Source organism: Leptospira sanjuanensis (assembly GCF_022267375.1).
GTDB classification, from domain to species: Bacteria; Spirochaetota; Leptospiria; order Leptospirales; family Leptospiraceae; genus Leptospira; species Leptospira sanjuanensis.
Window position 1 is genome coordinate 259,438 of the sequence record NZ_JAIZBH010000002.1, and the last position, 23,015, is coordinate 282,452.

The following is a 23,015-nucleotide window of genomic DNA, read 5'->3' on the forward strand; positions in this document are numbered from 1 at the left end:
TTTATCTCGGTTCAAAAATCGCGATTTTATTCCATTCCGGGAATCATTCCGCGGAACTCCGCCATTCTTTCTTCGGCGGCGGCTTGCGCGAGTTCGAGGGAACGGGTCACCGCTTGTTTGATGCTCTTTTGTAAAAGTTTCTTGTCGTTTTTTGCGAGAAGTTCGTCTTCGATCAGAATGTCTTTGATGTTCAGTTTCCCGTCGGAGATACAAGTTACGAGGTCGTTTTTGGATTTCGCTTCGAACGAGAGGGCCATGAGATCTTTTTCGAGCTTCTTCATTCTCACTCGCATCTGATTCATCTGCTTCATTGATTCTAACTTGTTTCCGAACATTCTTTGATTCCTTTTGATTTTCTGAAGCGGCTGCGATCGTTTCGAACCGGTTGCGTCGATGGGCGATTGATTTCCGTATTGCGACGAGACGGGCGAAGCCGCAGATGCCCTTCCCGATCAAATTCTTAAACCGAAAAAAACGGGCAACCAGAAAAGAAGTTAGAAGGAAAGCTCCATTCCTAAAGAAGTGAAGTATTCCGTATAATATTGGGAAAACGCAGGAAGACGGAACGGACCGACGTCCGTATAAATCACACCTTTGGAAAGATTGTTTCGGAAGTTCATGAAAAAGATCGCGTTTTGAAAGCCGGTCTTTCCGCGGAAACTCGCGGAGAAGGACCGGAGCGGTTCGTCGACTTGCGTGTTGACTCCCGTGTTTCTTTGCGAAAGAAGATTGTAATAGTTGTTTCCGAAAAAGAGAGAATATCTTCCGGCCGGATCCAAAAGCATCGTAAATCCGAGCGTAGTCGCGTCGGATTCCGGAGTGATATAAAGGCCGTTGTTGCGCGTGGTCGGGTCCGCGGAATAACTGTATCGCACGTTCAGGATGATTTTCGTAAAATCGATGAACATCGAAAAACGCGCGGCTTCCGGACTGTAAAGACCCTTGTCCTTTTCTTTGTTCAAAACGGAAGTCTGAAACGAAAGACGTTGGATCGGTTGGATGTTCGCCTGCCATTCGATCACTCTTCCTCCGCTGTTCCCCATCGCCTGATTTCTCAAAACCGGATTGTTTCCGATGTTCGGATCGATGTTCATCGCCTGCACGTTGGAAGAATGAGGAGAATACGAAAGTCGGTTCGCGGTTAAGCTCGAGTTCCCGAACGAACTTCCGGAAACGATCTTGGTGCTGACGTATTCGTTCGGTTTAAAAGCGAAACCCGCCATCGAATAACCCTGATCTTTTTGATCGGCGGTGTAGGGAAGGGAATTCCCCGTTTTTAAGATCGCCTCCACGCCGGGAAGTACGGTATAACTGAGTTCAAAGTTGTCTAACGTAGCTTGGTTGACTCCGGTGCGATCCGCCGGGCCGAACGGATCGGATTTTCTGCCGCGCAGAGAAGGAGACAATTCTCCGAACGGATTCAAAGGACGAACGGAAGAAGTCATCTGAACTTTTCCTTGTTTACCGCCGAGAAAACGCGCGCCCGTCCAGTTCGTGTTCTGATCGTTAAAGAGCGAATCGGGTTGGTTCCAACCCAGGTTGTTTCGGGAAGGAAACGGATTCCAACCGTTGCCGACTCCGGTAAAGCTCGAACCCTTTGCATCCATCAAACCTCGATCGGTTTCCCATCCCTCAAGTATGGAAGGTTTTTTCAAACCGGAGATTTTGAAGACTTGAATGTCTTTTTGTTCCTCGTGTTTTCCTTTCCAAGTAGGATGTGATTTGGAAGGTTCGCTTTTTTCTTCCAGAGGAACGGATTCGATTTCGGGAAAATTTTCGGGGGTTTTGACTTGGCCGACGGAAATGAGAAGTCCGAGTCCGATAGCGGACAAACCGCTAACGAGCAAGGAGGATTGAATATTGATCGCCCCGATGAGTCTCATGTTCTAATTTTAATATCGGTAATCAGAGTCGAAGGACCAGACGCAAACATAAGTCTGGTTTTAGACGAAGATTTTATGGAGAATCGTTCAGATAGCAAACTTTTCTCCGACCAAAAGACAGGTTTGAAAATTTCTCCGTTGAGAAACATTCCTTTGCAAAGACAGAGCTACAATGATTCAAAAAAACGAGTTCTGATTTCCTTTCTTCCAATATAGAAGACGCGATACGCATGGAAAGAAATTTTTTCTAAGATTCTGTCTCATCCTGGACGAGTTTTGGTTTCTATAATTCGTGCTCTTCTTCTTTTTTCCGGTCGATTCGTTCCTCTATTAAATGGAACAGACTTCCCTGCGGATATTTTCCGTTTTTGCCGAATTTTCCCGCCGGAATTCCAAAAACTTCCGGAATCAATTCTTCGACGTGAGAACAGGTGAAAATTTGTAATTTTCCCTTATCCATCGCTTTGCGGATATGCGAAGGGAGATTCAAGTCTCTCAGATTCGAGGTAGGAATATAAACCCGGTATTTATCCTTTGCATTACCGACGATTTGAATCACTTCATACCAAGCGGCGATCTTCGTGTTCACGGAACCGACGGGAAGAATTTCACCATATTGGGAAAGCGCTCCGGTGACCGCGATATTGCAGGGAATTTCCAAACCGGAAAGTGCGGAAAGAATTGCGAGAAGTTCGGCGCAGCTCGCGGAATCTCCGTCGATCGGTGAATAGTTTTGCTCGAACAGAATCGAAGCGTCCAATCCGAAGGATTGGATATGAGAGAACATTCCTTTAATATAAGATTGTAATATAAAGACTCCCTTATCGTGCAAGTCGCCGGAAAGATTCACTTCCCGTTCGATGTTGATAAAGTTACCGGACCCGAGCGCGACCCGCGCGGAAACCTGATTCACTTGTCCGAAATCGGATAAGGAAGAATGAAGTAAGATCACCGAAAGACCGTTGATTCTTCCGGTTTTTTTCCCTTTCAGCTGGATCGTCGTCAAACCTTCGCGTACGCTTTCCAGATATCTTCTCTTATGAACCGCGATCCTTTTTTCGATCGTTTCGATTGCGGATTCCACGTCGATTCTCGTGAGAGTTTTCTTTTCCTTTTTGTACAGAACGAGAAGTTCTCCCACGAAGGTTTTGAGTTCCGCGAAGGAAAGGGAAAGTCTGGTTTTGCTGTCGTTCCAGCGAAGTGCGATTTCGAGTAACGTGTCCACCGCGGAAGAATCAAAACTCGGATAACCCGGTTTTTCCCAGGAATGAATCAGACCTCCGAACAACTGAAGATTCTTTTTTGTCTTCATGACGGCTTCGTACGGAAGGTGAATCTTAAACGAAAAACTATCGTAAAAGTCGGGATCGACTCCGGAAATAAAGTCCACTTCCCCCTCTTCTCCCGCGAGAATGAGCCGAAAACGCGTATTGACCGAGGGATGAAAACGGTTCATTTCCTTGGAACCGGTCATTTCCGGCAAGGTGAGAAAGTCGATTTTCCCCGTTTGCAAGACTTCCTTTACGAGAAAGTAGAGATTGGAATCTTCCGTGAGCGCGCGCATCGGAAGAAGCAGATAACCTCCGTCCGCTTCGGCCATTTTTCCGGGACGATACTCCGTGTTTCCGGGAAATCCGGCGAGCGTCAAAAAGCCCGGATGCGGATCGCAGATCACTTTGATATTCTTTTTTAAACCGGAGATGTATTCCTGAAGCAACGTGAGATTGGATTCGAGTCCGGGACCCGTGAGCAAAAGATTGGAAAAGATTCCCGGATTTTCCAAAGCCTTCGGCAAAGAACTGAGTTCCTCCCTGTGAAACGCTAAAAAATCGGGGAGCCCGTTTTTCGGTTTTTGTTTTCCCGCGTGAAGTCGGATTGCCGCTTGGTTGGAAGTTATTTTTTTGATCACTAATTACGATTCTCTCTCATGTTCTTACTACGATCAATCAATAAGTAAATCAGTATGAATTCTTTGTAGCTTCTTAGACGAATTCAAAGGGGAAAATTTAATCCTTTGAAAAAATCGATTCTTGGGCGCTTTCACAAAAGAAACTTGTTTCTTCTTTAAAACTCGAACGACATCTTTTCAAACGCCTGGACCGAAAATCAATGTTGTTTGGTCCGTTTTAAGTTCGATTCCGGTCGGATTTTTTTCTTCCCAAAATCAACATCGCGTCGCCGTACGAATAAAATCGAAATTTTTCTCGAATCGCTTTTTGATAGGCGTCCAAGATCAATTTTTTTCCGGCAAAGGCGGAAACGAGCAGTAATAAACTGGAACCGGGCAAATGAAAATTCGTGATCAGTCCTTCACAGCTTTGCAGGTTGTCATCCGGTCGAATGAAAAGTTCGGTCGCTCCCGGTCCCCCTCGGAACGTCTTTGTGTCCGGTTCGTATGCGGATTCGAGCGCGCGTAAAGTCGTTGTTCCGATCGAAAGAATTCTTCTTCCTTCTTGTTTTGCCGCGTTTAATTGCTCCGCAATCGTTTCTTCCAGGAAGAATTCTTCCCGATGCAGTTTTTGATTTTGAAAATTCTCTTCGGTGAGAGGTTGAAACGTTCCGTATCCCACTTTGAGTTCGAGAGTGCAAAGCCGGATTTTTTTCCGCCGAAGCGTTTCGAAAAGTTCTTCCGAAAAGTGCAAACCTGCAGTGGGAGCGGCGACCGAGCCGGGCGTTTTTGCAAAGAGAGTTTGATAACGGATTTCGTCCTGCGCGTCCGCATTTCTTTTAAGATACGGAGGAATCGGAATTTCTCCGATCGTTTCAAAATCTTCTTCCGTAAGTCCGCGCTGCGGTTTTAAAAAAACAAATTCCTCCTCTTTTTTTGCGACCGTAAATCCGAGTTTTTGCGTGCGGTTGTCCTTGAGTTCTTCTCCGAGTTTGAGTTTTTTAGAATTGCGGATTTTGCATTTCCAGAGTTGTTCTTTTTCTTCCAAGAACATCGCTTCGTGAATTCGCAACAGGGTTTTGAGATAGACTCTTCGTTTGCTTACCTTCGTGTGATTGGCGACAAGTATGTCCCCTTCTCTCAAATACGAAACGATGTTCTTAAACGAAGGTTCAGTTTTGATTTCTCCCGAGTATACGTCGAGAATCATGAGTTTGCTTTCGTCCCGATAAGCCGCCGGATAACGCGCAATCCGCTCCTCGGGTAAGTCGAACTCGAATTCTTTGAGGTCTTCAAACAACATGGTTTGCAGTGGATCCGCGAGCGGTCCGCAGGAGAATCCTTTTTTAGTTGGCTTTTCCAGTGCCGTTGAAAAGTGTTTCAGAATGCAATTGAGAGATCGAAAAACCTGGATTCTTGCGGGAACGGTTTTATTCTTCTCCCTTCTTTTTCTAAACGGAATTTCCAAATCGGGGAATCGATCGGATTTCCGGGATTATTATAACGCATCCGTTCGTTTCACCCAAGGAAACAATTTATACAACCTCGAACAGATCGACGAGATTCTTGCGAAACTTCAATCGGGTGAAATCAAAATCGAAGAGGCGTTCACTCCGAAGGTGTTTCTACAACTCAAGGATATGATGGAAGGTCTGGGCTCGTACATCTATCCTCCGACATTCGCATTTCTTCTCATACCGATTTCTTTTTTTCCGTACGAGATTGCTTCCGCGGTTTTTATGACGCTCAATTTCGCGGCGCTTTTGGGCTCCTTGTATATTCTTTCGATTCGTTTAAACAGAAAGTGGAATCTGATTTTTTTCGTCGTTTTATGTTTGTTGAATCTTCGTTTTCTGGAGAATCATCAGAACAACAATCAAGTCGGTTTTCTGTTGATCTTTCTGATTCTCGCGTCCGCACATACGAGCAAGGATTGGTTGTCGGGACTTTTACTTTCTCTTGCGATCGTGATCAAGCTGACTCCGGGAGCGTTCGTTCTTTTCTTTTTGATGCAAAGAAGATACGCTGCCGTCGTTTACACGTTTGTCTTTGCGCTCTTCTGGATCTTTCTACCCTGCGTCTACGCTCCTTCGTTTACGATCGAGATGACGTTGACTTGGAAGCAGTTGATCTTGGACAATTATCTGAAGTCCCCTTTGTTCCGCGCTTGGAAGAACAATCAGAGTTTGAACGCGACACTCGCGAAGTATTTTCTGAATTACGCGGACGTTTTGAATCAATCGCAACTCGGATATCCGATCCGGGAACTCAGCGAAACCGCGGTGAAAGGAATTTATTCTATTCTTTCCTTATTGATCGTGATTCCGTTTTTTGTCCGCGTTTTTATGAAGCGAAAAGCGGAATTTACTTTGGGATGTCTGTTCGTATTTTCGGTGATCTTCAGCGGAATTTCCTGGGTGCACGCGTTCGTTTTTCTTTTGGTCCCTTCCGCTCTGCTTTTGGATCGGACTTGGACGTTTGCGGAGAATGTGATTTTACCGGCTTGGAACAAATCGTCCGATTCGTTTTGGAAAAAGACGGTCGACTCCGCTGTTATTCTATTCAAAAAGGATAAAGTAATCTTTGCGTTTCTGGCGAGTTCCGTCCTGATTCTTCTGTGCAACCGTTCCCTGATCGGAGGCGGAACGGAAGAAAAGTTGATGATGGCTTCCTATCTTTTGTATTTCGCGATCTTTCAATACGTTCTTCTTTTGGTTGCGGCGAAGTCGGAAACCGCGGCGAAGAATTAAACTTAGGCACGACCGAAAAACCATGTCGCCGATTCGAACCAACGAACTCAAATACAAACCTAGGGTCGGAGTCGACGTCCGCCCTCTCGCGTACGGAATCACGGGAAATTCGAGATATCTTGCGGAAGTATTGCGAAGATTGATCACGAGCGAATCCCCTCTCGAATACTATCTCTATTCGAACAAACCGATTCATACGGTATTTTACGATATTCTTTCGAACGTGAATTCCCGTTTTTTTATGACCGGAAAACTTCCGGGCGTCGCTTGGCTCAACTGGACGATTCCGAAGCGGATCAGAAAAGATCGGCTCGATCTTTTCTGGGGAACGTTGCAGCTTCTTCCTCTTTCTTGCGGGAACGCGTTGACCGCGGTGAACTATCACGATCTCAATTTTCGTTCCGCGCCGGAAACGATGACGACCGCCAACTTTTGGCAGCATAGAATTCTTTCGCCGAAGACGTTGAACCGGGCCGATCTTGTGTTCTGTCTTTCCGAAAATACGAGACAAGACATCTTGAAGTTCCGCGCGGACTTGGATCCTAAGTTGAAGGTCGTTTATCCCGGAGTGGAATCCTTTCCTTCGGTTCGAGAACCTTTGCGCGAGCTTCCCGGAAATTTCTTATTTACAATCGGGACTTTGGAACCGCGTAAGAATCTCGGAACTCTCGTCGAGGCGTATCGAAAATTAAAACGGCAAAATCTCTCGTATCCTTTTCCATTGGTGATCGCCGGACGTTTGGGTTGGAAGTCGGAAGGTCTGACGCAACTTCTCAAAGAAGGAACCTTGGAATCGGAAGGAATCTTTTTCGTGGAGAATCCGGCCGATGAAGTGTTGGCCTGGCTCTATCAAAAATGTTCCGCCTTTCTTTTCCCTTCGATCCACGAAGGCTTCGGTCTACCTTTATTGGAAGCGCTGCGGGAGGGAAAGATTTGCGTCGCTTCGGACATCCCCGTCTTTCATGAAATTTTGGACCGAGGAACGGATCTTTTTGCGGAACCGTTGAACGTGGATTCTTGGGTTTCGGCGCTTGCGGAATTACAAAGAAAAAAATTGCAAAGACCGTCGGTTTGGGACGCTTCTCAGTGGACTTGGGACAAAACCGCGAAAAAGATCGAAGAAGGTCTGATCGATCTTTGGAAACACAGAAAGGAACTGCATCATTAATCCTATGAAACAAACAGAAAAGAAACTCTATGGCGGATGGGAATCCTTAAACGCCGACGAGATCGCTTCCGGCGCCGCGATCCGCTTACGGATCAATCTGATCCCTCCGATTCTCGTGACTTTGATCGTCTTTGCGGTGTTATACGGTTGTTTTCTTGCGGGAGAATTGTCCGCGTCGTCTCTGCAAAAGTTCACGGATTTTCTCCTGATTCCCAAGGTGCTGAATCTGCCGATTCTGCAGGACGAACGATTGTATCTCGCGGTCGGTTATCTGACCTTCGGTTATATCGGTCTTGCGTTTGTGATCGATTGGGTTCGTTTTATCGGCAGAACCTGTTTCACGTTCGTTTCACTCAAAGGCGAAACCTTGTTTCTCGAAACCGGAGGGCTTTTCGGTAAGAACGTATTTCAGTGGAACCTAAAACAGAACGGAATTCAGCTCGTTCATAAAACTGGATTCTTGCGGAAACTTTTGGGTTTGGAAAGAATCGTCATCGTAACGCCCGATCTTCGCTCGGAAGGAATCGCTTCTGAAAACGGATTGCATTCTCCGTTTTTTTTCCGAGGACCGAATGTCAATCTGATTCACGGTTTGTTTCAATATTAGAATTTTAGAATATTTCTGTTTGTGAAGATCCGTTTTAATTTGAAAGTTTTGAGATTGTGCGGGTTCTAAGATTTTATTTTCGGCCGTTTCGATCTTGTTGCCCGGCTTGGATTTCGTTTTACCGTTTTGTTTTTTTGGAGTTATGTTTTGAATTTCAGATTGCCCCGAATAACTCGCTTGCAGTACGTAGAGAACGTTGCTGCAAGTTTTTTCCGAACGGAAAGTTTGTCGGAACAACTGAAGAATCCCGCTTGACAAAAGAAAATCAGATCGCGGATCACAAGTGAATTTGTTCAAAAGAGAAAAGATGCTAAACGGCAAACAAACAAAGTCCAAATGAGATCACAGTTTCTTCAAAATAGAATCTTTTTCGGATTTCTGATCCTTTTGATCTTTGCCGTTTTTTTATTCGATCTTCGTTTTCTTTCCCGACATTACGATTGGGACGCGATCGTTTACGCCTATAATATCAATTCGGATCTTACCTGGAGAATTTTCTACAATCCGCATCATCTCGGTTTTGAAAGCACGGGATATTTGTATTTGAAACTTTGGAGAGAAATTTTCGGAAAAGATTCGGTGATGTTCGGTCTTCGTCTCCGCATTCTGGTTTCCGCTCTTTTGTTTTTGTTCTTTTTTATCTGGATGTATCGAAAACTTTATTCGGACACGTTAGGCGCCATTGTGTTGGGTCTGGCGGTACATGTTTCGCAGGGTTTTTGGTTTTACGCCCAACACAACGATACGCCGCTCATTCATTCCTGTTTGACCGCGCTGCTCTATTTGTTTTGCGTTTACTTCGCAAGAAACGGCCATTCCCCCGTTACGCTCGCGGCCCTTTTTTCGATCCAGCTTTTCGGCGTCTACTTCCACCAATCCGATATTCTCTTTTTGCCCTTGGTTCCGATCTCTATCCTATTTTCTCAAACCTGGAAGGGAAAAGAATTCCGGTTTTCTTGGAAGCTTCGGTTTATCTTTGCGTATTGTTTTCTTCTCGTGGGAATTCTTACTCTATCGTATCTCTACGTGGGATTTATTTTATTAAACCGAAATCTCAGCGCGCCCTTGGACAGCGAACGAAACTTTGCGAACTGGCTTTTTTTGTATGCGACAAAGGACAAATGGGGAAATTCTCCGGAAGCAAAAAACTACGTGATGAATTTTTATCGCGGGATCGGAGACGCGTTTTTGAATTTTGAAGGCGTCAAAAACGGCCTTCGGATCAGACCGCAGTCTTGGGAACAAAGAGAAGCCCTTCCCTACAATCTCAATCTTTTATTTTGGGTTTCGATCGTTTCGTTGTTTTTATTGAACTTGCGAAACGTATGGAAACGATTCCGCATCGAAGTCGTTTTACTTTCGTTTTGGCTCGTTCCTTCGATCGTTTTTTATACTTGGTGGGAAGGTTATTTTTTCGAGTTCTGGGTGGGGACTTCGATCGGTTTGATTTTGCTCGCCGGTCTGACGTTGAAGTCTTTGGAGTGGAGAACGTTTGCATTCGGAACAAGAGCGTTTTATCATTCGCTTCTTTTCGCTTGGTGTTTGCTTTTGTTTCTTGTGAATTTTTCTTTTTCCACGTTTCCTCGTTCCGCGAAAAAATCCGTTAGTTATATCGAAGGGATCGAATTCAAACTGGATGCGATTCTTCCCGAAAAAGTATATCCGCCCCAATCCGAAAAAATAGGGATTTTTGCCACAGATTCCAAATCTCCAAAGCCCTAAATTGAAGTTGTAAGGATATTCTAGTTTGAAAAACTGCTCTTCAGGTCTTTAAAAACAGCCTATAAGTCGAAACATGCTCTTCAACTCGCTTCACTTTTTATTTTTTTTCCCGATCGTACTCATCCTCAATCATTTGCTCAAGGGTAAGATCCAAAGAATCTTTCTTTTGGGTGCGAGCTTTTACTTTTACATGTCTTGGAGAAAAGAATTCATCGTTCTTTTGCTCTATTCGATCGTCATCGACTTTTACGCTTCGTTAAAAATCGAAGCGGCGGCTCCCGGTTCGAAAAAAAGAAAGCTCTGGCTCGTTTTATCTCTCGTTACGAACCTCGGACTTCTCGCATATTTCAAATACACCAACTTCTTGTTAGGCGTTGTGAACGATCTGACTCCGGTTGCAGGTTTTAAATTCGCGTATTATGATATTATTCTTCCGGTGGGAATTTCGTTTTATACGTTTCAATCTTTGAGTTATACGATCGACGTTTACCGCGGTCAGATCGAAGCGAGAAAATCCTTTTTGGATTTCGCATTGTATGTTTCCTTTTTTCCTCAATTGGTTGCGGGTCCGATCGTTCGCGCGCAAACCTTCTTTCGCGACTTGGAAGTTCCCCTTCCGGTCACCAAGGAAGACATTCAAATCGCGTTTTGTCAGATTCTGATCGGTTTTACGAGAAAGATCGTGTTTGCGGACAATCTCGCCAAGGTCGTGGATTCCACCTTTGCGAATTATGCGACTCTGAATCCGATCGAGATTTGGACCGGGGCGCTCGCGTTCGGTTGGCAGATCTACTTCGACTTTGCGGGTTACACCGATATCGCGATCGGCGTCGCCCGTTTGTTCGGTTATAAGTTCGATCCGAACTTCAATTTTCCTATGGTGGCGAGAAACATCACGGATCATTGGTCCCGTTGGCATATTTCCTTTTCTACCTGGATTCGGGATTATATCTTCATTCCTCTCGGCGGTTCTAGGGGAACGAACCTTCTGATCTACAGAAATATTTTCATCACTTGGTTCTTTGCCGGAGTTTGGCACGGAGCGGCGTACCACTATATCGGCTGGGGACTTTGGCAAGGTATTATGATTCTTGCAAATAGGGAATATACGAAAACGAAACTCGCGGACTTTCTCAACGAAAAAGGCGGGATCGTATACGATATCTGGGCGCGCGTTTTTACGATGTTTTGCCTAACGTTCGGATTTATCATGTTCCGCGCCGAAACGATGGAAAAGGCGATCCCGATGATGAAGTCCCTTCTATTTATCGGCCCCGACGGTTTTGTCGGAGTCAAGGGATATGGAAACTACATGTACGGGATTCTGCTTCTGGTTTGTTTTGTGGCTTCTTATCTATTCAATAAAAATAATATAGAAAAAGTCGTTCAGAGCCGTTGGAAGTTCGTTTTATTCTTTTTGGCGAACGTATTCATGCTTTTGATTTTCGGAATCACGGAAAGTCAGAGCTTCCTCTACTTTGCGTTTTAGGATTAACTTCTTTTATGAAAGAATATCTTGCATTTATCAAAGATTCTAAGTTCTGGATTCCGGTTCTGATTCTTGTCTTTTTAGAAACAGGAATGCAATTCGGCTGCTATAGACCTTTCTTAAAAAAGAATTCCTACGCTGCCAACGTATCCAGAATCACGAATCACGTTTTAGAAAAACAGAATACGTTCGATCCGGATGTTCTCATTGTCGGGACATCGGTTGCCTATCAGGGTTTGTCCATTCCGATCTTAAATAAAGAACTTGCTCCTCTTGGAAAAAAGATTCAATCCATCGCGATTCCGGGAACGGAATTGATCGTTCAGGATCTCGCCGTTCTGAAAACCCTTCCGCATTTTAAAAAAGTAAAAACCGTCGTTCACGTATTCGAGATCACAACTCCTTGGGTCGGTCAAAAAATTCTTAACTTGCATACGCTGGCGATGATCTCCGAGTTCGATCGTTCGGAAGTATATCCGAGAATTTATAGTTTCGGTTACGACGTAAATGTGGACGATCTCGCTTATATCACTCTGAAGTCGATCGCTTACAGAAGGGACATTCAAGATCTGATTTTGAGTCCTTCCAAGAGAATCAAGGACATTGGCAAACGTTTCAAACTGGAGAATTCCGATCCTTGGGATTACGAGAATTCTTACAAAGAAAAGATCAGCATGTATCCGATCAAGGACGTGCCCGATTGCGTCGCAAAAACCGATCCTGCAAACGGCCAGCCGATCCCCGAAGGTTCGGATCGTTTTCATAAAAAAGCGATCTTTGATACTTGTATCATCTCGAGCAATCCGTTGTCGAACGCGGTAGAGGACGACGTAACGAGACAATACTTCGATCGGCTTAAGATTCTGCACGATGAGATCCGTAGAATCGGCAGGGAAAACGGACAAGACATTCGGATTATCGGAGTCGTCGCGCCGTACAGTCAATTGATCCAGCAGTGGAGACTTCCGGAACGCAACGAAGTGTGGAAGCGGGAACTTGCAAGAATCCATCCGGAAAACCCTGTGCCTTTGCTCGATTATCAGGATCTTTTGGACGGGCCGGAAAACGGGGATTATTATTACGATCTGATCCATCTGAACTCGATCGGAATGCAGAAACTTACCGACGCGTTTGCAAAAGATCTGAAAGGAATTTTGGAGAAGGATAAGAAATGATTTTTACATCCACTCTCTTTCTTCTTTTCTTTCTCTGTGTTTACGTTTTTTATTGGGCTTACGACGGAAGAAAATACAGAGAATGGGTGATCGTAGTCGCTTCCGTGGTTTTTTACGCGACCTGGAGCGTTCCGTTTCTGTTTCATTTATTAGCGATTCTTTATATTAACTATCTTGCAATCTCCAGTTTGTTTAAGAAAAAAAATCCCGGAGTTTTAAGGGCCGTCATTCTGCTCGATCTGATCAATTTAGGGGTTTTTAAATACTTCTACTTTTTTACGGATAACTTTTATGCTTGGACCGGTTGGGGATTTTTGGATCAAAAGACCTTCGGGTTTCAGATCATTCTTCCCTTAGCGATCAGCTTTTATACGTTTCAGATCATCGCGTTCGTGGTCGACGTCTACCGCGGAAAGATTACGGAAAACTGCGGTTTTTTCCGATTTACTTTGTTCATTCTATTCTTTCCCCAATTGGTCGCAGGTCCGATCATGAGGCATCAGGATTTTTTTCCGATTCTGGATAAGGTAAGAATCAAACCTTCGTACATCTACGCCGGTTTGTATCTTTTGGGACTGGGGATCGCGAAGAAGATTCTTGTTGCGGATAACATCTCCTCCTTGGTCGATCCGGTGTTTCGCAATCCTTCCGAATACGACGGTTATTCTTTGTTTCTCGCGGTGCAGGGATTCACTTGGCAGGTTTATTGCGACTTTAGCGGTTATACGGACATCGCGCGAGGTTGCGCGTTTCTGATGGGATTCAACATTCCGGTCAACTTTCGTGCGCCGTTTTTCAGTCAGAGCATACAAGACCTTTGGAGAAGGTGGCACGTTACGCTTGCGACTTGGCTTCGGGATTACATCTACATTCCTCTCGGAGGTTCTAGGACTTCCGAGCCTAGAATTTATCTCAATCTCATCACCACATTCACGTTAGGCGGTTTTTGGCACGGCGCGAGTTGGACGTATGTTATTTGGGGTTTTTGGCACGGACTTTGCCTTGTGATCGATCGGTTGATGGATCGTTTGGGAATTCCGAAACTACCCGAAAAGGGATTTCTCTGGTTTGCGATTCGCGCCTCGTTCGTATATTCGATTTTCGTAATCGGTGCGATCTTTTTCCGATCTCAGAGTTTGGCCGATAGCTGGCATATTCTTTGTCACGGCCTTGTTTGGGTTTCGGAACCTGCCAAACAGGTTTTAAAGACGAATCTCGTAGTGCCGTTTTTGATCGGCGGCTTTCTGCTTCATACTCTCGAGTATTTTGAAAAGGCTCCGCGATTCTATTTCAAACATCAGAAAATCGTAATTTCCGTTTTTCTAATTTTGCTGGTTTTGCTGCTTTCCAATTACGCCGGAAAGGGTCAGGACTTCATCTACTTTCAATTTTAAGGAGGAATCATGAACGATCGAAAACAAACCGACTTGATTCCTTTATTCCGCAAAAAACTCCTTTGGGTTCCTCTAACATTTTTTATTTTCGCGTTTTCCTTGGATCGACTTTTGTCTTCCGAATGGATTCGCCCGTACACCGAAGCGGGGGCCGAATATTACTTTTACGAAATGAAAGACCGCGTCCTTACCGCTTTGGTAAAGGAAAAGTCGGCCGCAGCATCGGACCAAAAAACGATGCTCTTTTTCGGAACGTCCCACATGGGAGAATTCTCCCTGGATACGATCCGAAAAAAAAGAAAGGATTTGATCGTTTACAATTTTTCCGCGCCGTCGGCTCCGTTTTCGTATCACAACTACAATCTTGAAAAGATTCTTTCCGCGGGGATTAAACCCGATTACGCGATTTTGGAATTTTATCCCGATTCGATGACGGACTTCTGCAATCGTTATCCGCTGCGTTATTCGTATGATCTTCCGTATTTTTTAAGACACGCGGACGAGTTTTCGACAAACGATTGGGATACGTTTTTGCGATCCAGGGTTTTTAGGACGACGGTGTTCCCTCCCCGTTTTAAGGAAGCGATGCAAAGAATCAAGGATCCAAGTTCCAAGGAAATGATGCTCGCGATTCGGAACGTGCTCATGACGGAATCGGATAAGTTCAACGGAGGGATTCCGAACGTTCTTCTTACGAACACTCCTCCCGAAAAACTCGAAGAGGAATCCGCGAAGTATTACAACGACATCTATCGTTATATTACGATCTCTCCGGTTCAAAAAAACTTTCTCTTTCAATTCTTGAAGACCGCGGAAAAAAACGGAATCAAGGTCGTATTGTGGTCCCCTCTTCTTTACAGCGGACTTGAAACCAGAGTGAAGTCGGCGGAATTTTATCCCGCTTGGGAGGCGATCCGCAAAGAAGTATTAGAATTTAAGAATGTATTCCCTCTGGATATGAACGACTTCCGCGCGCAGGTTACTTGTCAGAAATACATCGATCCGCATCATTTGAGCGGGGGATGTTATCCCGAGCCGACGGAGATTTTGGTGGATCGATTGGATGCACAAAGATGAACGAGTCCGATCTTTCCCTGAATCAGGCTCAGACAATAGTGGACGAATGGATCAAAAACTTCGGGGTTCGATATTTTTCGGAACTCACCAATCTCGCGATCCTAATGGAAGAAGTGGGAGAATTCTCCAGGCTCGTGGCAAGAACGTACGGAGATCAATCCTTTAAAAAAGGGGAAGATCCGAACGGTATCTCGAAAGAAATGGGCGACATTCTCTTCGTTTTAATCTGTCTCGCCAATCAGATGGGAATTTCCCTCGAGGACGCGTTGCGCGCCACTTTGAAAAAGAACACCGAAAGGGACAAGGATCGTCACAAGGAAAATCCCAAACTACAGTCCTGATTATTCCTTTTTGACCGCTAAATGCAATTCTTTTAAATTAGAATTCTTTAAACTGTTTAGAACGAAAACGAATCTTCCGTAACCGACGGCCTCATCCCCGTAGATCCAAACGACTTCGTTTTGAAATTCTCCCTTGGATACGATTCGTTTCCAATCCTCTTCTTCGAGAGTTGCAACGCCGTATTTGAGTTTTCCGTCTTTTAACAAGAATACTTCTTTTTTGGTTCCATCCGCGCCCGACTTCGTTTCCGCCTTCGGAAGAGCGACCGGCAAAGAATGAACTTCTTTTTGAAAGCTCATCGCGACCATCGCAAAGATCAAAAGAATAAAAACCACGTCCAACATGCTCGTCATGTCGAGCGGAGAATCCTCTCCTTCCAGAAGGCTTCTTCGTTTTGCGTTCGGTTTTTTCATTCGCTGTTTCGAATCGAATTCGAGACGCCGTTGTCCACGGCGGATTTGAGTTCGATCTCCGTTTTATGGAGAATGGTTTTGAGATATTGAAACCCTAATACGGAAGGAATTGCGACACAAAGTCCTTCGATCGTCGTGTTGAGCGCAAGTCGGATTCCTTCGGAAAAAATTTCAAGGCTGACGGTTCCCGCGTTTTTCATCTCTTCGAACGCGACAGAAATCCCGATCACGGTTCCGAGAAGACCGAGCATGGTCGCGATCCCCGCTAAGTTGCGGATCCATGCGATCATCGATTCGGGAACGAAAAATTCCCGCGTAAAAAATTCGTCCGGATCTTCGAGGATCAAGTTTAAGTCCGCGTTTTGACGGTCTTTGTTTCCGTCCTGATCGTTGTCTTGTAAACGGAATAAAAGTTTTCGTTTGAGAATGGGAAGAAAGGTTCTAACTCGAATCAATAGTCCGAGATTGATAAAGCTTACGATCAGGATGAGAATCGATACCCATCCTCCTTTTGCAAACAACGTCTCCACGAATAGAACCTCCGAAGATAAGAGCAGATTATCCGTTCACGTTCGTTTGTCATTCTAATCTTGAGCGCGACTGAAATGGGATTCGGGAATCGTTCGTTGAAACGGAGTCCGCGTAAAACAGGGATCCACGATCTATTTCAAGATTCGACCGAATCAATACAATTTACTCAATTATTCACTATGAATAAAAAGTGTCCTTGCCAGAGCGAAACATTTTGAAATCCTTTCAAATAGCCTATGTCCGAATTTCAAATGCCTCAAGTCGATCGGAAGGCCGGTTTTGTTCGGGAGAATTTCAACAAGATCGCCGAAAAATACGATCGGTTCAACGACTGGAACAGCTTTCTTCTCCATCGAGTTTGGAAAAATCGTCTGGTGAACGAGATCGAAAAAAATCTTCCCGGCCACCTTCACGTTATGGATCTCTGTTGCGGAACCGGGGATATCAGCGTTCGATTGGAAAATTCTCCCTCCGTCGATCACGTGACTTGTGTGGATTTTTCGGAGAACATGCTCGAAATCGCAAAGACCCGTTTGCAGAAACAAAGCGAACAAGGCCGCGTTCGTTTCGAAGTCGGTGACGCGACACAGCTCAAGAATTTCAAGAACGCTCGGTTCGATGCGGTTTCGATCGGATTCGGTCTGCGGAACGTGGATCATCTCCCGAAAGCGATCGGTGAAATTCTCCGCGTGTTAAAACCGGGCGGTTTGTTCCTCAACTTAGATGTAGGAAAGGTAAAAAATCCCTTGATTCGATGGGCGGCCGACTTCTACTTCTTCCGAATCGTTCCGATTATGGGTTATATTCTTTGGGGTGGAAAAAACGAGATGTTCGATTATCTGCCTGTTTCTTCTCTTTCTTACCCCGATCAGGAAACTCTCAAATCCATTCTGGAAAAAGCCGGGTTTCAGGAAGTGCGTTACCGCAATTTCGTATTCGGGAACGCGGTCCTTCATATCGCGCGCAAGCCATATTAAAAAGACATAAATTAGCGAAGAATGACTTTTTCGATCGGAAAAGTCATTGGTGAAATCGGAAAAATCCCCTATAATTTCAAACCCGAATAGTATTTAATATGTAGTACTCTTCGTCTTTTATTCTAACTAAAAAAAGGATATAGGGATCATGAAGAAGATTCTGTTTATACTGCTCGCGGTAAGCATTGCAGTCGGTTGTAACGGCAAAAAAAAAGGCGCGCTTTGGCCGTTTTTATCTTTGCTCAATCAGGATACTAGTAGTTCTACTCCTGCAAACGGACAATCGGGCGTCGCCACCGAAACCGCGTCCGCTTCCAACGGTGGAACGGTTGTCATTGTGGACAATACCACGGGAAATAATACGGTAGTTTATCCTACCAACGCGACGAATACTCCACCGTCCCCCGTTTCTTCGGGGAATAGTTCCGACAGCGGTTCTTCCGCATCCGGTGGTTCCTCATCCGGAACCGGCTCATCCTCCGGCGATGGCGATGCGGTAAGCGGTGGAAGTTCCGGCAGCGGAGATTCCTCTGCTTCTTCCGGAAGCGGTTCTACTTCGGGAAGTTCGGGAGATTCCGGTACTTCCACATCAGGCGGTTCTTCTAATTCCGGTGACAACGTTGCTTCCGGCGGATCTTCTTCCAACGACGGAAGTTCTTCTTCCAATTCGGGAAGCGGCTCCAACGGTTCTTCTCAACCGGGAACCGATCCGAATGCGGGCAACGGCTCTTCTTCCGGCGGTTCCTCCGCTCCGGACGTAACCGGTGTGATTACCGTGAACGACCAAGTAGGAACTCCTCCGTTTACATACAACACGGTTCAGACCATTCCTTTGAATCTGATCGTAACCGATAAACAATCCAAGCCAGTATCGGGCGCGACCGTAATCGTTTCCGACAACATGGGAAATATCCTGTTCCAAGGAATTTCCGACAGCTCTGGAAAAGTTTCCGGAACGATCACAGTGGAGACTTCCGTAGGTCAGATCACTCTCGAGATCACTGCAAACGGAGAATCCATTTCCAACATCATCAATCTCATCAACGTCATCGGTATCAACCGAGAGATCAAATACGAAGTTCTTCTTCCGGTTGTAAACGCACCGCCTGCCGATACGGACAAGGACGGAATTCCCGATTCTTTGGACGCGTATCCTCAAGACCCGACTCGCGCTTCCATGATCCGCACGCCTGCGGAAGGTGTGAGTACCGTTGCGTTTGAAGACTTGTATCCGAGTGCGGGAGACGCGGACTTAAACGACTACGTGATCCAAATGCACAACGAAGTAGACTTGAACGCAGCGGGCGACGTGATTCGACTCAGAGGAACGTATCAGCACGTTGCAAGAGGAGCCGGATACAAACACACGTTCTTTATCAAACTCGTCGCAGGCACGGGCGCAAAATTTACCAGAAAAGTGGTGCGTGAAGACGGAAAAGAAGTCACCGCTTCCAGCACGAAAGCAGTATCTGCAGCGGACTTAACGGCCGGACTTCAGATTCACGAAGAATCGAACAAGACCACTTCCAATCCGAACGTGAATCCGGGAGGCGTATTTAAACCGGGTCATATCGCAACGATCGAAATCGAATTCGATTCTCCCGTGAAAAAAACCAAGCTCGGAAACTATCCGTACGATATTTTCATCAAGGTAACGAACACAGGAAAAGAGATCCACTTTCCGGGATTGTATAAAAATGCGGACGGAACGGACAAGTATTTGGATTCCAACCGCTTTCCTTGGGCGATCCTCGTTCCGGGAGTTTGGAAATATCCGTATGAAGGTTTGGACATCCGCAAGGAATCCCAATCCGGTTACAAGGAATTCAACCTTTGGGTGGCTTCCAACGGAACCTCTTACAAAGAGTGGTATAAACATATCACGAACGAAGCGAAGGTATTCCCGGTTCCGGACGATTCCGGTCTGATGGGATTCCTTTTGCTGTCCGTGAAAAGGAACGCGATTTTGGTCGCGGTTCTGCTGATGGCTGCGGGCGCCACAGCGGCGTATCTTTTGAAAAGAAGAACGCTTTCCAGGGCCTGATCGATCAAATGAAAGGGGGCATATTCCGATATTAAAGAGGAGTATGTTCCTTTTCTTAGGATTCGAAGAATTCTTCCTCACCCTTGTAAAATTCGGCACGGCGGTTTCCGCCGCCGGATTTTATTGGTTTTTCTACCGCAATACCTACTATCATCCGAACCGAGTCAGTTTCGATTTATCCGCGATCTTTTCCGGAGTTCTAACGGTCGGACTTGCGATTTTTCCCGAGTTGTTCATTCAAACTCATTTGGATGAGAATTCCTATTTCGACCGGGCCTTTCAAGGTTCTTCCCTATTGGAAGAAGTTCCGAAGCTCGTCGTGATCCTTTGGTATTTTAAGGGATTGAAATCTTTGTATAACACTTCGGACGGGATTTATTTCGGACTTACGTTAGGCGCTTCTTTCGGGCTTGTGGAGAATCTTCTTTATGCCCCGATCCTAGAGTTCTGGCCTTTGTTCTTACGCGCGGTCACCTCCCTTCCGATCCATACGTTTACCGGGGGAATCTACGGGTACGCGGTGATGCAATACTATCATTCCCGTCCTTCTTCGTTTAATTTTCTGATTTTGTTTTACGCGTTCGCAGGCTGTTTTCTGCTCCACGGAACCTTCAATTACATTCTGCTCATAGACGGAAACTACGTGACCTTGTTGCCGTTCATTCTCGCGGCCGGATTTTTGATTTTAGAATATCTTCTTACGGTTTCCCAGAACATGATTCCGATCGAAGTGCTTCAATCCATCGGTTTGTTTCGGGACGATTATACGGTGGTTTCCAAGTTTACCCGATACGATTCCTGGATGCGATCGAGTCAGAGCCAGATTTCGAAAGTTGTTCCGATTCCGTTTTTCCGAAATCTTTCCCGCGGGAAAATCGCGGTTTCGGTTTTTTTAATCGTAGTGCCGGCCGCATTATATTCGATTTATCGAATGTTTCCGGAAAGAATTCCCGTTTTACTCGGAGGAATTCGGACTTCGGAATTCATCGGTTTGTTTTTGATATATCCGATTTGGCTTTGTGTGTTGACGTTGTTCCGAGGAATTCTCAATCCCAAATTTTTTCGGGAAAGAGTATTGCGGATTCCTTTGTTTATCGCCGTATCCATCGTTCAGGAAGAACGGGAATATCATTCCTTGGCGTATTCTCTTTCAGGGAAGGGATTTTATTCGCCGATCGAAAAGACCTTGAAAATCGGAGATCGAGTTTACGTGACGTTCTACGTCGCAGGAAAAGAATTTCTGAATATACTTGCGATTCCGGTTTGGTTGAACGTGCGAGAAGACGATCCCGAGTTCGAACCCGGGGCCGTTTTTATCTTCGTAAAACCGCCTTGGAAATTATTGATCTGGAGATTTTCGGTTCGAGCAAAACAACAACTGCAAAATCTGATTCATCAGATCTCGCATCCGGGATCAGCGCACTCTGTTTAAACCGTCAAAGTCTTCCGCAAAAACCCCGAACTCTTCCGCGCCGGTTCCGAAAAAAGAACCGGAAAGAACTTCCGCTCTCAAATACTTGGCCCGATCCGGAACCGCGAGTCCGACCGCGCTCGCGCTTGAAAACAACGGAAGAGTTTTGGATTGAATCTCGATCCAATCCGGTCCGAGAAACGCCCAACGAACGTAAACCTTGTCTTCTTTGGAAAGTTTTTTATCCGCGGGAACGAAGGCGCGCAGGTTGATCGGTGCTCGGCTTGCCAAAACCCAGGTTGCTCCGGAGGAAAACTCGTGGTAACGAATTCCGTTTTGAACGAGGTTGGCCCGCTTTGCCATCAACTGATAGGATTTCAATTCCGAATAACGGAACTCGGGACCGCGCAGATTCGGAGCGATTCCGACTAACGCGTAAAAAAGCACAAAAGTTCCCGCAAGGAGCGCGAAAAGGTTAAACCCTCCCCCGATCGCTCTGTGCAATTGCCTCGCCGGTTGATTGGAGGACGTGATGAGCCACAGAACGAAGAATGCGGCGACTCCGCCGGTTCCCGTCCAAGGCATAAACAGGAAAACGATCGGCAAAAGAAGAAGAACGATTTTCCAGTGATTGCGGAGCGCGATTTCCAAACCGACCCAAACGAAGAATACGACGGAAAAAAGAATCCCTCCGTCGTGGAACAAAAAGACGAAAGAGTTCAATCCGAGTTCTCGGATTCCTCCCGCGGGAACCGGGTTTGTGGACCTTGAATCGATCCAGTTCAATGCGAAACTTCCTGCTCCGTTTCCGATCCAAACGGATTGTTTGACCCAGTTCCAAGCGGATCTGGTTTGGATCCAACCTTCTCCCCAATAGAGTTCTAAAAATCGAGTCAGACTACCCGCCGGTCCGCGGTAACCCTTGGCCCAAGCCTGATGGAATTCCTGCCAGGGTTCGTAGGCCCACGGAAAGGAACCCATCCAAACGATCAAGACAACGAACGCGATAAAAACGATCACACAAACGGGAACGTAAGACCATTTCCACCATCGGTTCCGGATTTTTGGAAAGTAAGAAATCGAATACGAGTATATGCAAAGAATGGAAAGTAGAATCCACGAACCGGCGCTGAAGTGTGTTCCTAAAATCGCGTACGGGAGAATCAAACCCAGACTCAAAACGATCTTTGTGGGAATTCTCCAGCCTTTCGAATGAAGATAATGGAAGAAATACGCGATCAAAAGAGGAAACAACCAGCCCAAGGAACCGGTATCGACCAGAAAACCGGCGACCGCGTATTCGCCGTTCCACATCGGAGTAAACGGAATCACGGAATGTTTTGTCAAACCCTGAATTAAGAATAGTAGAATATTCAAAAATACTCCCGCAAAGAGACCTTGTCTCCAATACTTAACGGGAGAATCGCTTTCGTGAGAGGAGGCTTCTTCCGCTAAAAAGTAGAGGATCGCAAGCATCCAGGAACCGATAAAATCCAAGCTGAGTCCGAACGCGTATCTTGAACTGATTCCGGGAAGATAAACCGTATCCAGAATTCCGAAACCCTTGAACGGGGGGGCGTTGAAATAAACGAAAAAGCGCTCTAACAAAAGCAAGCCCAAGAAAAGAAGAATTCCCGTTTTCGGATTCTGATAAAACGGAAGAGCGGATTTATAAGGACGGTTGATGTAAAAAAAACGGAAGATCGGATCTTCTTCGTTTACCGTTTGGGAGTGAAACGTGGAAATATATTGTCTTAGAAAAATTCCGAAGATCGCACCGGTAAACAATCCGCTCAAAGAACTCCAAATCACCGTCGAATCGTAGAGAATTCCGGGTAACACGAAGGCTCCGGCCATCGTGAACATTCTTCCCGGCTTGCGATGATAGAGATTGGGAATGAATCCGAATAAAAATTGGATCATTCCGATCGCGACGACGCCCGCTCCTTCTGTCGCTCTTACAAAAAGAAAACTGCGGAACAAAAGATAAGAGGCAAAGGCGCAAAGAATGAGCCCGAAAAACGTGGGAGTTCGAAGGGGTCTGAGCTTATTGAATAATCCGGGCACGAATAAAGACGATTTTGTAAAAAGATTCAGATTTCAATCGAAAAATGCGTTTGAATCCGTCTTTCGAAAAATTGAAC

19 protein-coding genes are annotated in these 23,015 nt (G+C 45.6%); 12 read left to right on the top strand and 7 right to left on the bottom strand.

Annotated features, from left to right (window positions below; translation table 11 throughout):
- Positions 1-26 precede the first annotated feature (26 nt).
- From LFX17_RS19205 to queA, 4 genes are all read right to left on the bottom strand, one after another.
- Positions 27-335: a YbaB/EbfC family nucleoid-associated protein gene (locus tag LFX17_RS19205; RefSeq protein ID WP_118957249.1), complete on the bottom strand. Its 309-nt coding sequence runs from the start codon at positions 333-335 to the stop codon at positions 27-29.
- A 159-nt stretch (positions 336-494) separates the two neighbouring features.
- Complete coding sequence (locus tag LFX17_RS19210; RefSeq protein ID WP_238748478.1) at positions 495-1,883, bottom strand: hypothetical protein; 1,389 nt, start codon at positions 1,881-1,883, stop codon at positions 495-497.
- Between the two features lie 283 nt (positions 1,884-2,166).
- Positions 2,167-3,792 (bottom strand): S16 family serine protease, encoded by a 1,626-nt coding sequence (locus LFX17_RS19215; RefSeq protein ID WP_238748492.1) that lies wholly within the window; start codon positions 3,790-3,792, stop codon positions 2,167-2,169.
- Positions 3,793-4,009: 217 nt separating this feature from the next.
- A complete protein-coding gene (gene queA / locus LFX17_RS19220) occupies positions 4,010-5,074 on the bottom strand; it encodes a tRNA preQ1(34) S-adenosylmethionine ribosyltransferase-isomerase QueA (RefSeq protein WP_238748500.1) in 1,065 nt (354 codons plus the stop codon).
- On the opposite strand from queA, the gene LFX17_RS19225 reads away from it, so the two are divergent.
- The 9 genes from LFX17_RS19225 (at position 5,073) to LFX17_RS19265 (ending at position 15,494) form a co-directional block, all read left to right on the top strand.
- Complete coding sequence (locus tag LFX17_RS19225) at positions 5,073-6,521, top strand: glycosyltransferase family 87 protein (protein WP_406600719.1); 1,449 nt, start codon at positions 5,073-5,075, stop codon at positions 6,519-6,521. The two genes, queA and LFX17_RS19225, sit on opposite strands and share 2 nt — an antisense overlap.
- A 22-nt stretch (positions 6,522-6,543) precedes the next feature.
- The gene (locus LFX17_RS19230) at positions 6,544-7,689 is read left to right on the top strand and encodes a glycosyltransferase family 4 protein (RefSeq protein WP_238748509.1); all 1,146 of its coding nucleotides are present in this window, start codon (positions 6,544-6,546) and stop codon (positions 7,687-7,689) included.
- 4 nt (positions 7,690-7,693) lie between these two features.
- Positions 7,694-8,296, top strand: coding sequence for an LIC20162 family protein (locus LFX17_RS19235; protein WP_238748518.1), 603 nt, complete (start codon positions 7,694-7,696; stop codon positions 8,294-8,296).
- Positions 8,297-8,632: 336 nt separating this feature from the next.
- Positions 8,633-10,018: a hypothetical protein gene (locus tag LFX17_RS19240; RefSeq protein WP_238731809.1), complete on the top strand. Its 1,386-nt coding sequence runs from the start codon at positions 8,633-8,635 to the stop codon at positions 10,016-10,018.
- 73 nt (positions 10,019-10,091) lie between these two features.
- On the top strand, positions 10,092-11,507 hold the full coding sequence (locus tag LFX17_RS19245; protein WP_238748520.1) for an MBOAT family O-acyltransferase: 1,416 nt from the start codon (positions 10,092-10,094) through the stop codon (positions 11,505-11,507).
- A 14-nt stretch (positions 11,508-11,521) separates the two neighbouring features.
- Positions 11,522-12,682, top strand: a complete 1,161-nt coding sequence (locus LFX17_RS19250; RefSeq protein WP_238748528.1) for an SGNH/GDSL hydrolase family protein — start codon at positions 11,522-11,524, stop codon at positions 12,680-12,682.
- On the top strand, positions 12,679-14,076 hold the full coding sequence (locus tag LFX17_RS19255) for an MBOAT family O-acyltransferase (RefSeq protein WP_238748530.1): 1,398 nt from the start codon (positions 12,679-12,681) through the stop codon (positions 14,074-14,076). The genes LFX17_RS19250 and LFX17_RS19255 overlap by 4 nt, the downstream gene beginning before the upstream one ends.
- Before the next feature lie 9 nt (positions 14,077-14,085).
- On the top strand, positions 14,086-15,153 hold the full coding sequence (locus LFX17_RS19260; RefSeq protein WP_238748539.1) for a DUF1574 domain-containing protein: 1,068 nt from the start codon (positions 14,086-14,088) through the stop codon (positions 15,151-15,153).
- Positions 15,150-15,494, top strand: coding sequence for a nucleotide pyrophosphohydrolase (locus LFX17_RS19265; RefSeq protein ID WP_238731814.1), 345 nt, complete (start codon positions 15,150-15,152; stop codon positions 15,492-15,494). The genes LFX17_RS19260 and LFX17_RS19265 overlap by 4 nt, the downstream gene beginning before the upstream one ends.
- Here the strand turns inward: LFX17_RS19265 and LFX17_RS19270 are convergent, their stop codons facing one another.
- Both LFX17_RS19270 and LFX17_RS19275 read right to left on the bottom strand, forming a co-directional pair.
- Positions 15,495-15,908, bottom strand: a complete 414-nt coding sequence (locus LFX17_RS19270; protein WP_238731815.1) for an ExbD/TolR family protein — start codon at positions 15,906-15,908, stop codon at positions 15,495-15,497.
- Positions 15,905-16,438, bottom strand: a complete 534-nt coding sequence (locus LFX17_RS19275) for a MotA/TolQ/ExbB proton channel family protein (protein WP_238731816.1) — start codon at positions 16,436-16,438, stop codon at positions 15,905-15,907. Before LFX17_RS19275 ends, LFX17_RS19270 begins: the two co-directional genes overlap by 4 nt.
- Before the next feature lie 237 nt (positions 16,439-16,675).
- On the opposite strand from LFX17_RS19275, the gene LFX17_RS19280 reads away from it, so the two are divergent.
- From LFX17_RS19280 to LFX17_RS19290, 3 genes are all read left to right on the top strand, one after another.
- Positions 16,676-17,416 carry a ubiquinone/menaquinone biosynthesis methyltransferase gene (locus tag LFX17_RS19280; protein ID WP_238731817.1) on the top strand — a complete coding sequence of 247 codons (741 nt, stop codon included), beginning with the start codon at positions 16,676-16,678 and terminating at the stop codon, positions 17,414-17,416.
- A 148-nt stretch (positions 17,417-17,564) separates the two neighbouring features.
- Positions 17,565-19,460 (top strand): LruC domain-containing protein, encoded by a 1,896-nt coding sequence (locus tag LFX17_RS19285; protein WP_238748560.1) that lies wholly within the window; start codon positions 17,565-17,567, stop codon positions 19,458-19,460.
- Between the two features lie 43 nt (positions 19,461-19,503).
- Positions 19,504-20,892 (top strand): PrsW family glutamic-type intramembrane protease, encoded by a 1,389-nt coding sequence (locus LFX17_RS19290; protein WP_238748590.1) that lies wholly within the window; start codon positions 19,504-19,506, stop codon positions 20,890-20,892.
- Here LFX17_RS19290 and LFX17_RS19295 read toward each other — a convergent pair.
- Complete coding sequence (locus LFX17_RS19295) at positions 20,875-22,938, bottom strand: hypothetical protein (RefSeq protein WP_238748598.1); 2,064 nt, start codon at positions 22,936-22,938, stop codon at positions 20,875-20,877. The two genes, LFX17_RS19290 and LFX17_RS19295, sit on opposite strands and share 18 nt — an antisense overlap.
- Positions 22,939-23,015 lie beyond the last annotated feature (77 nt).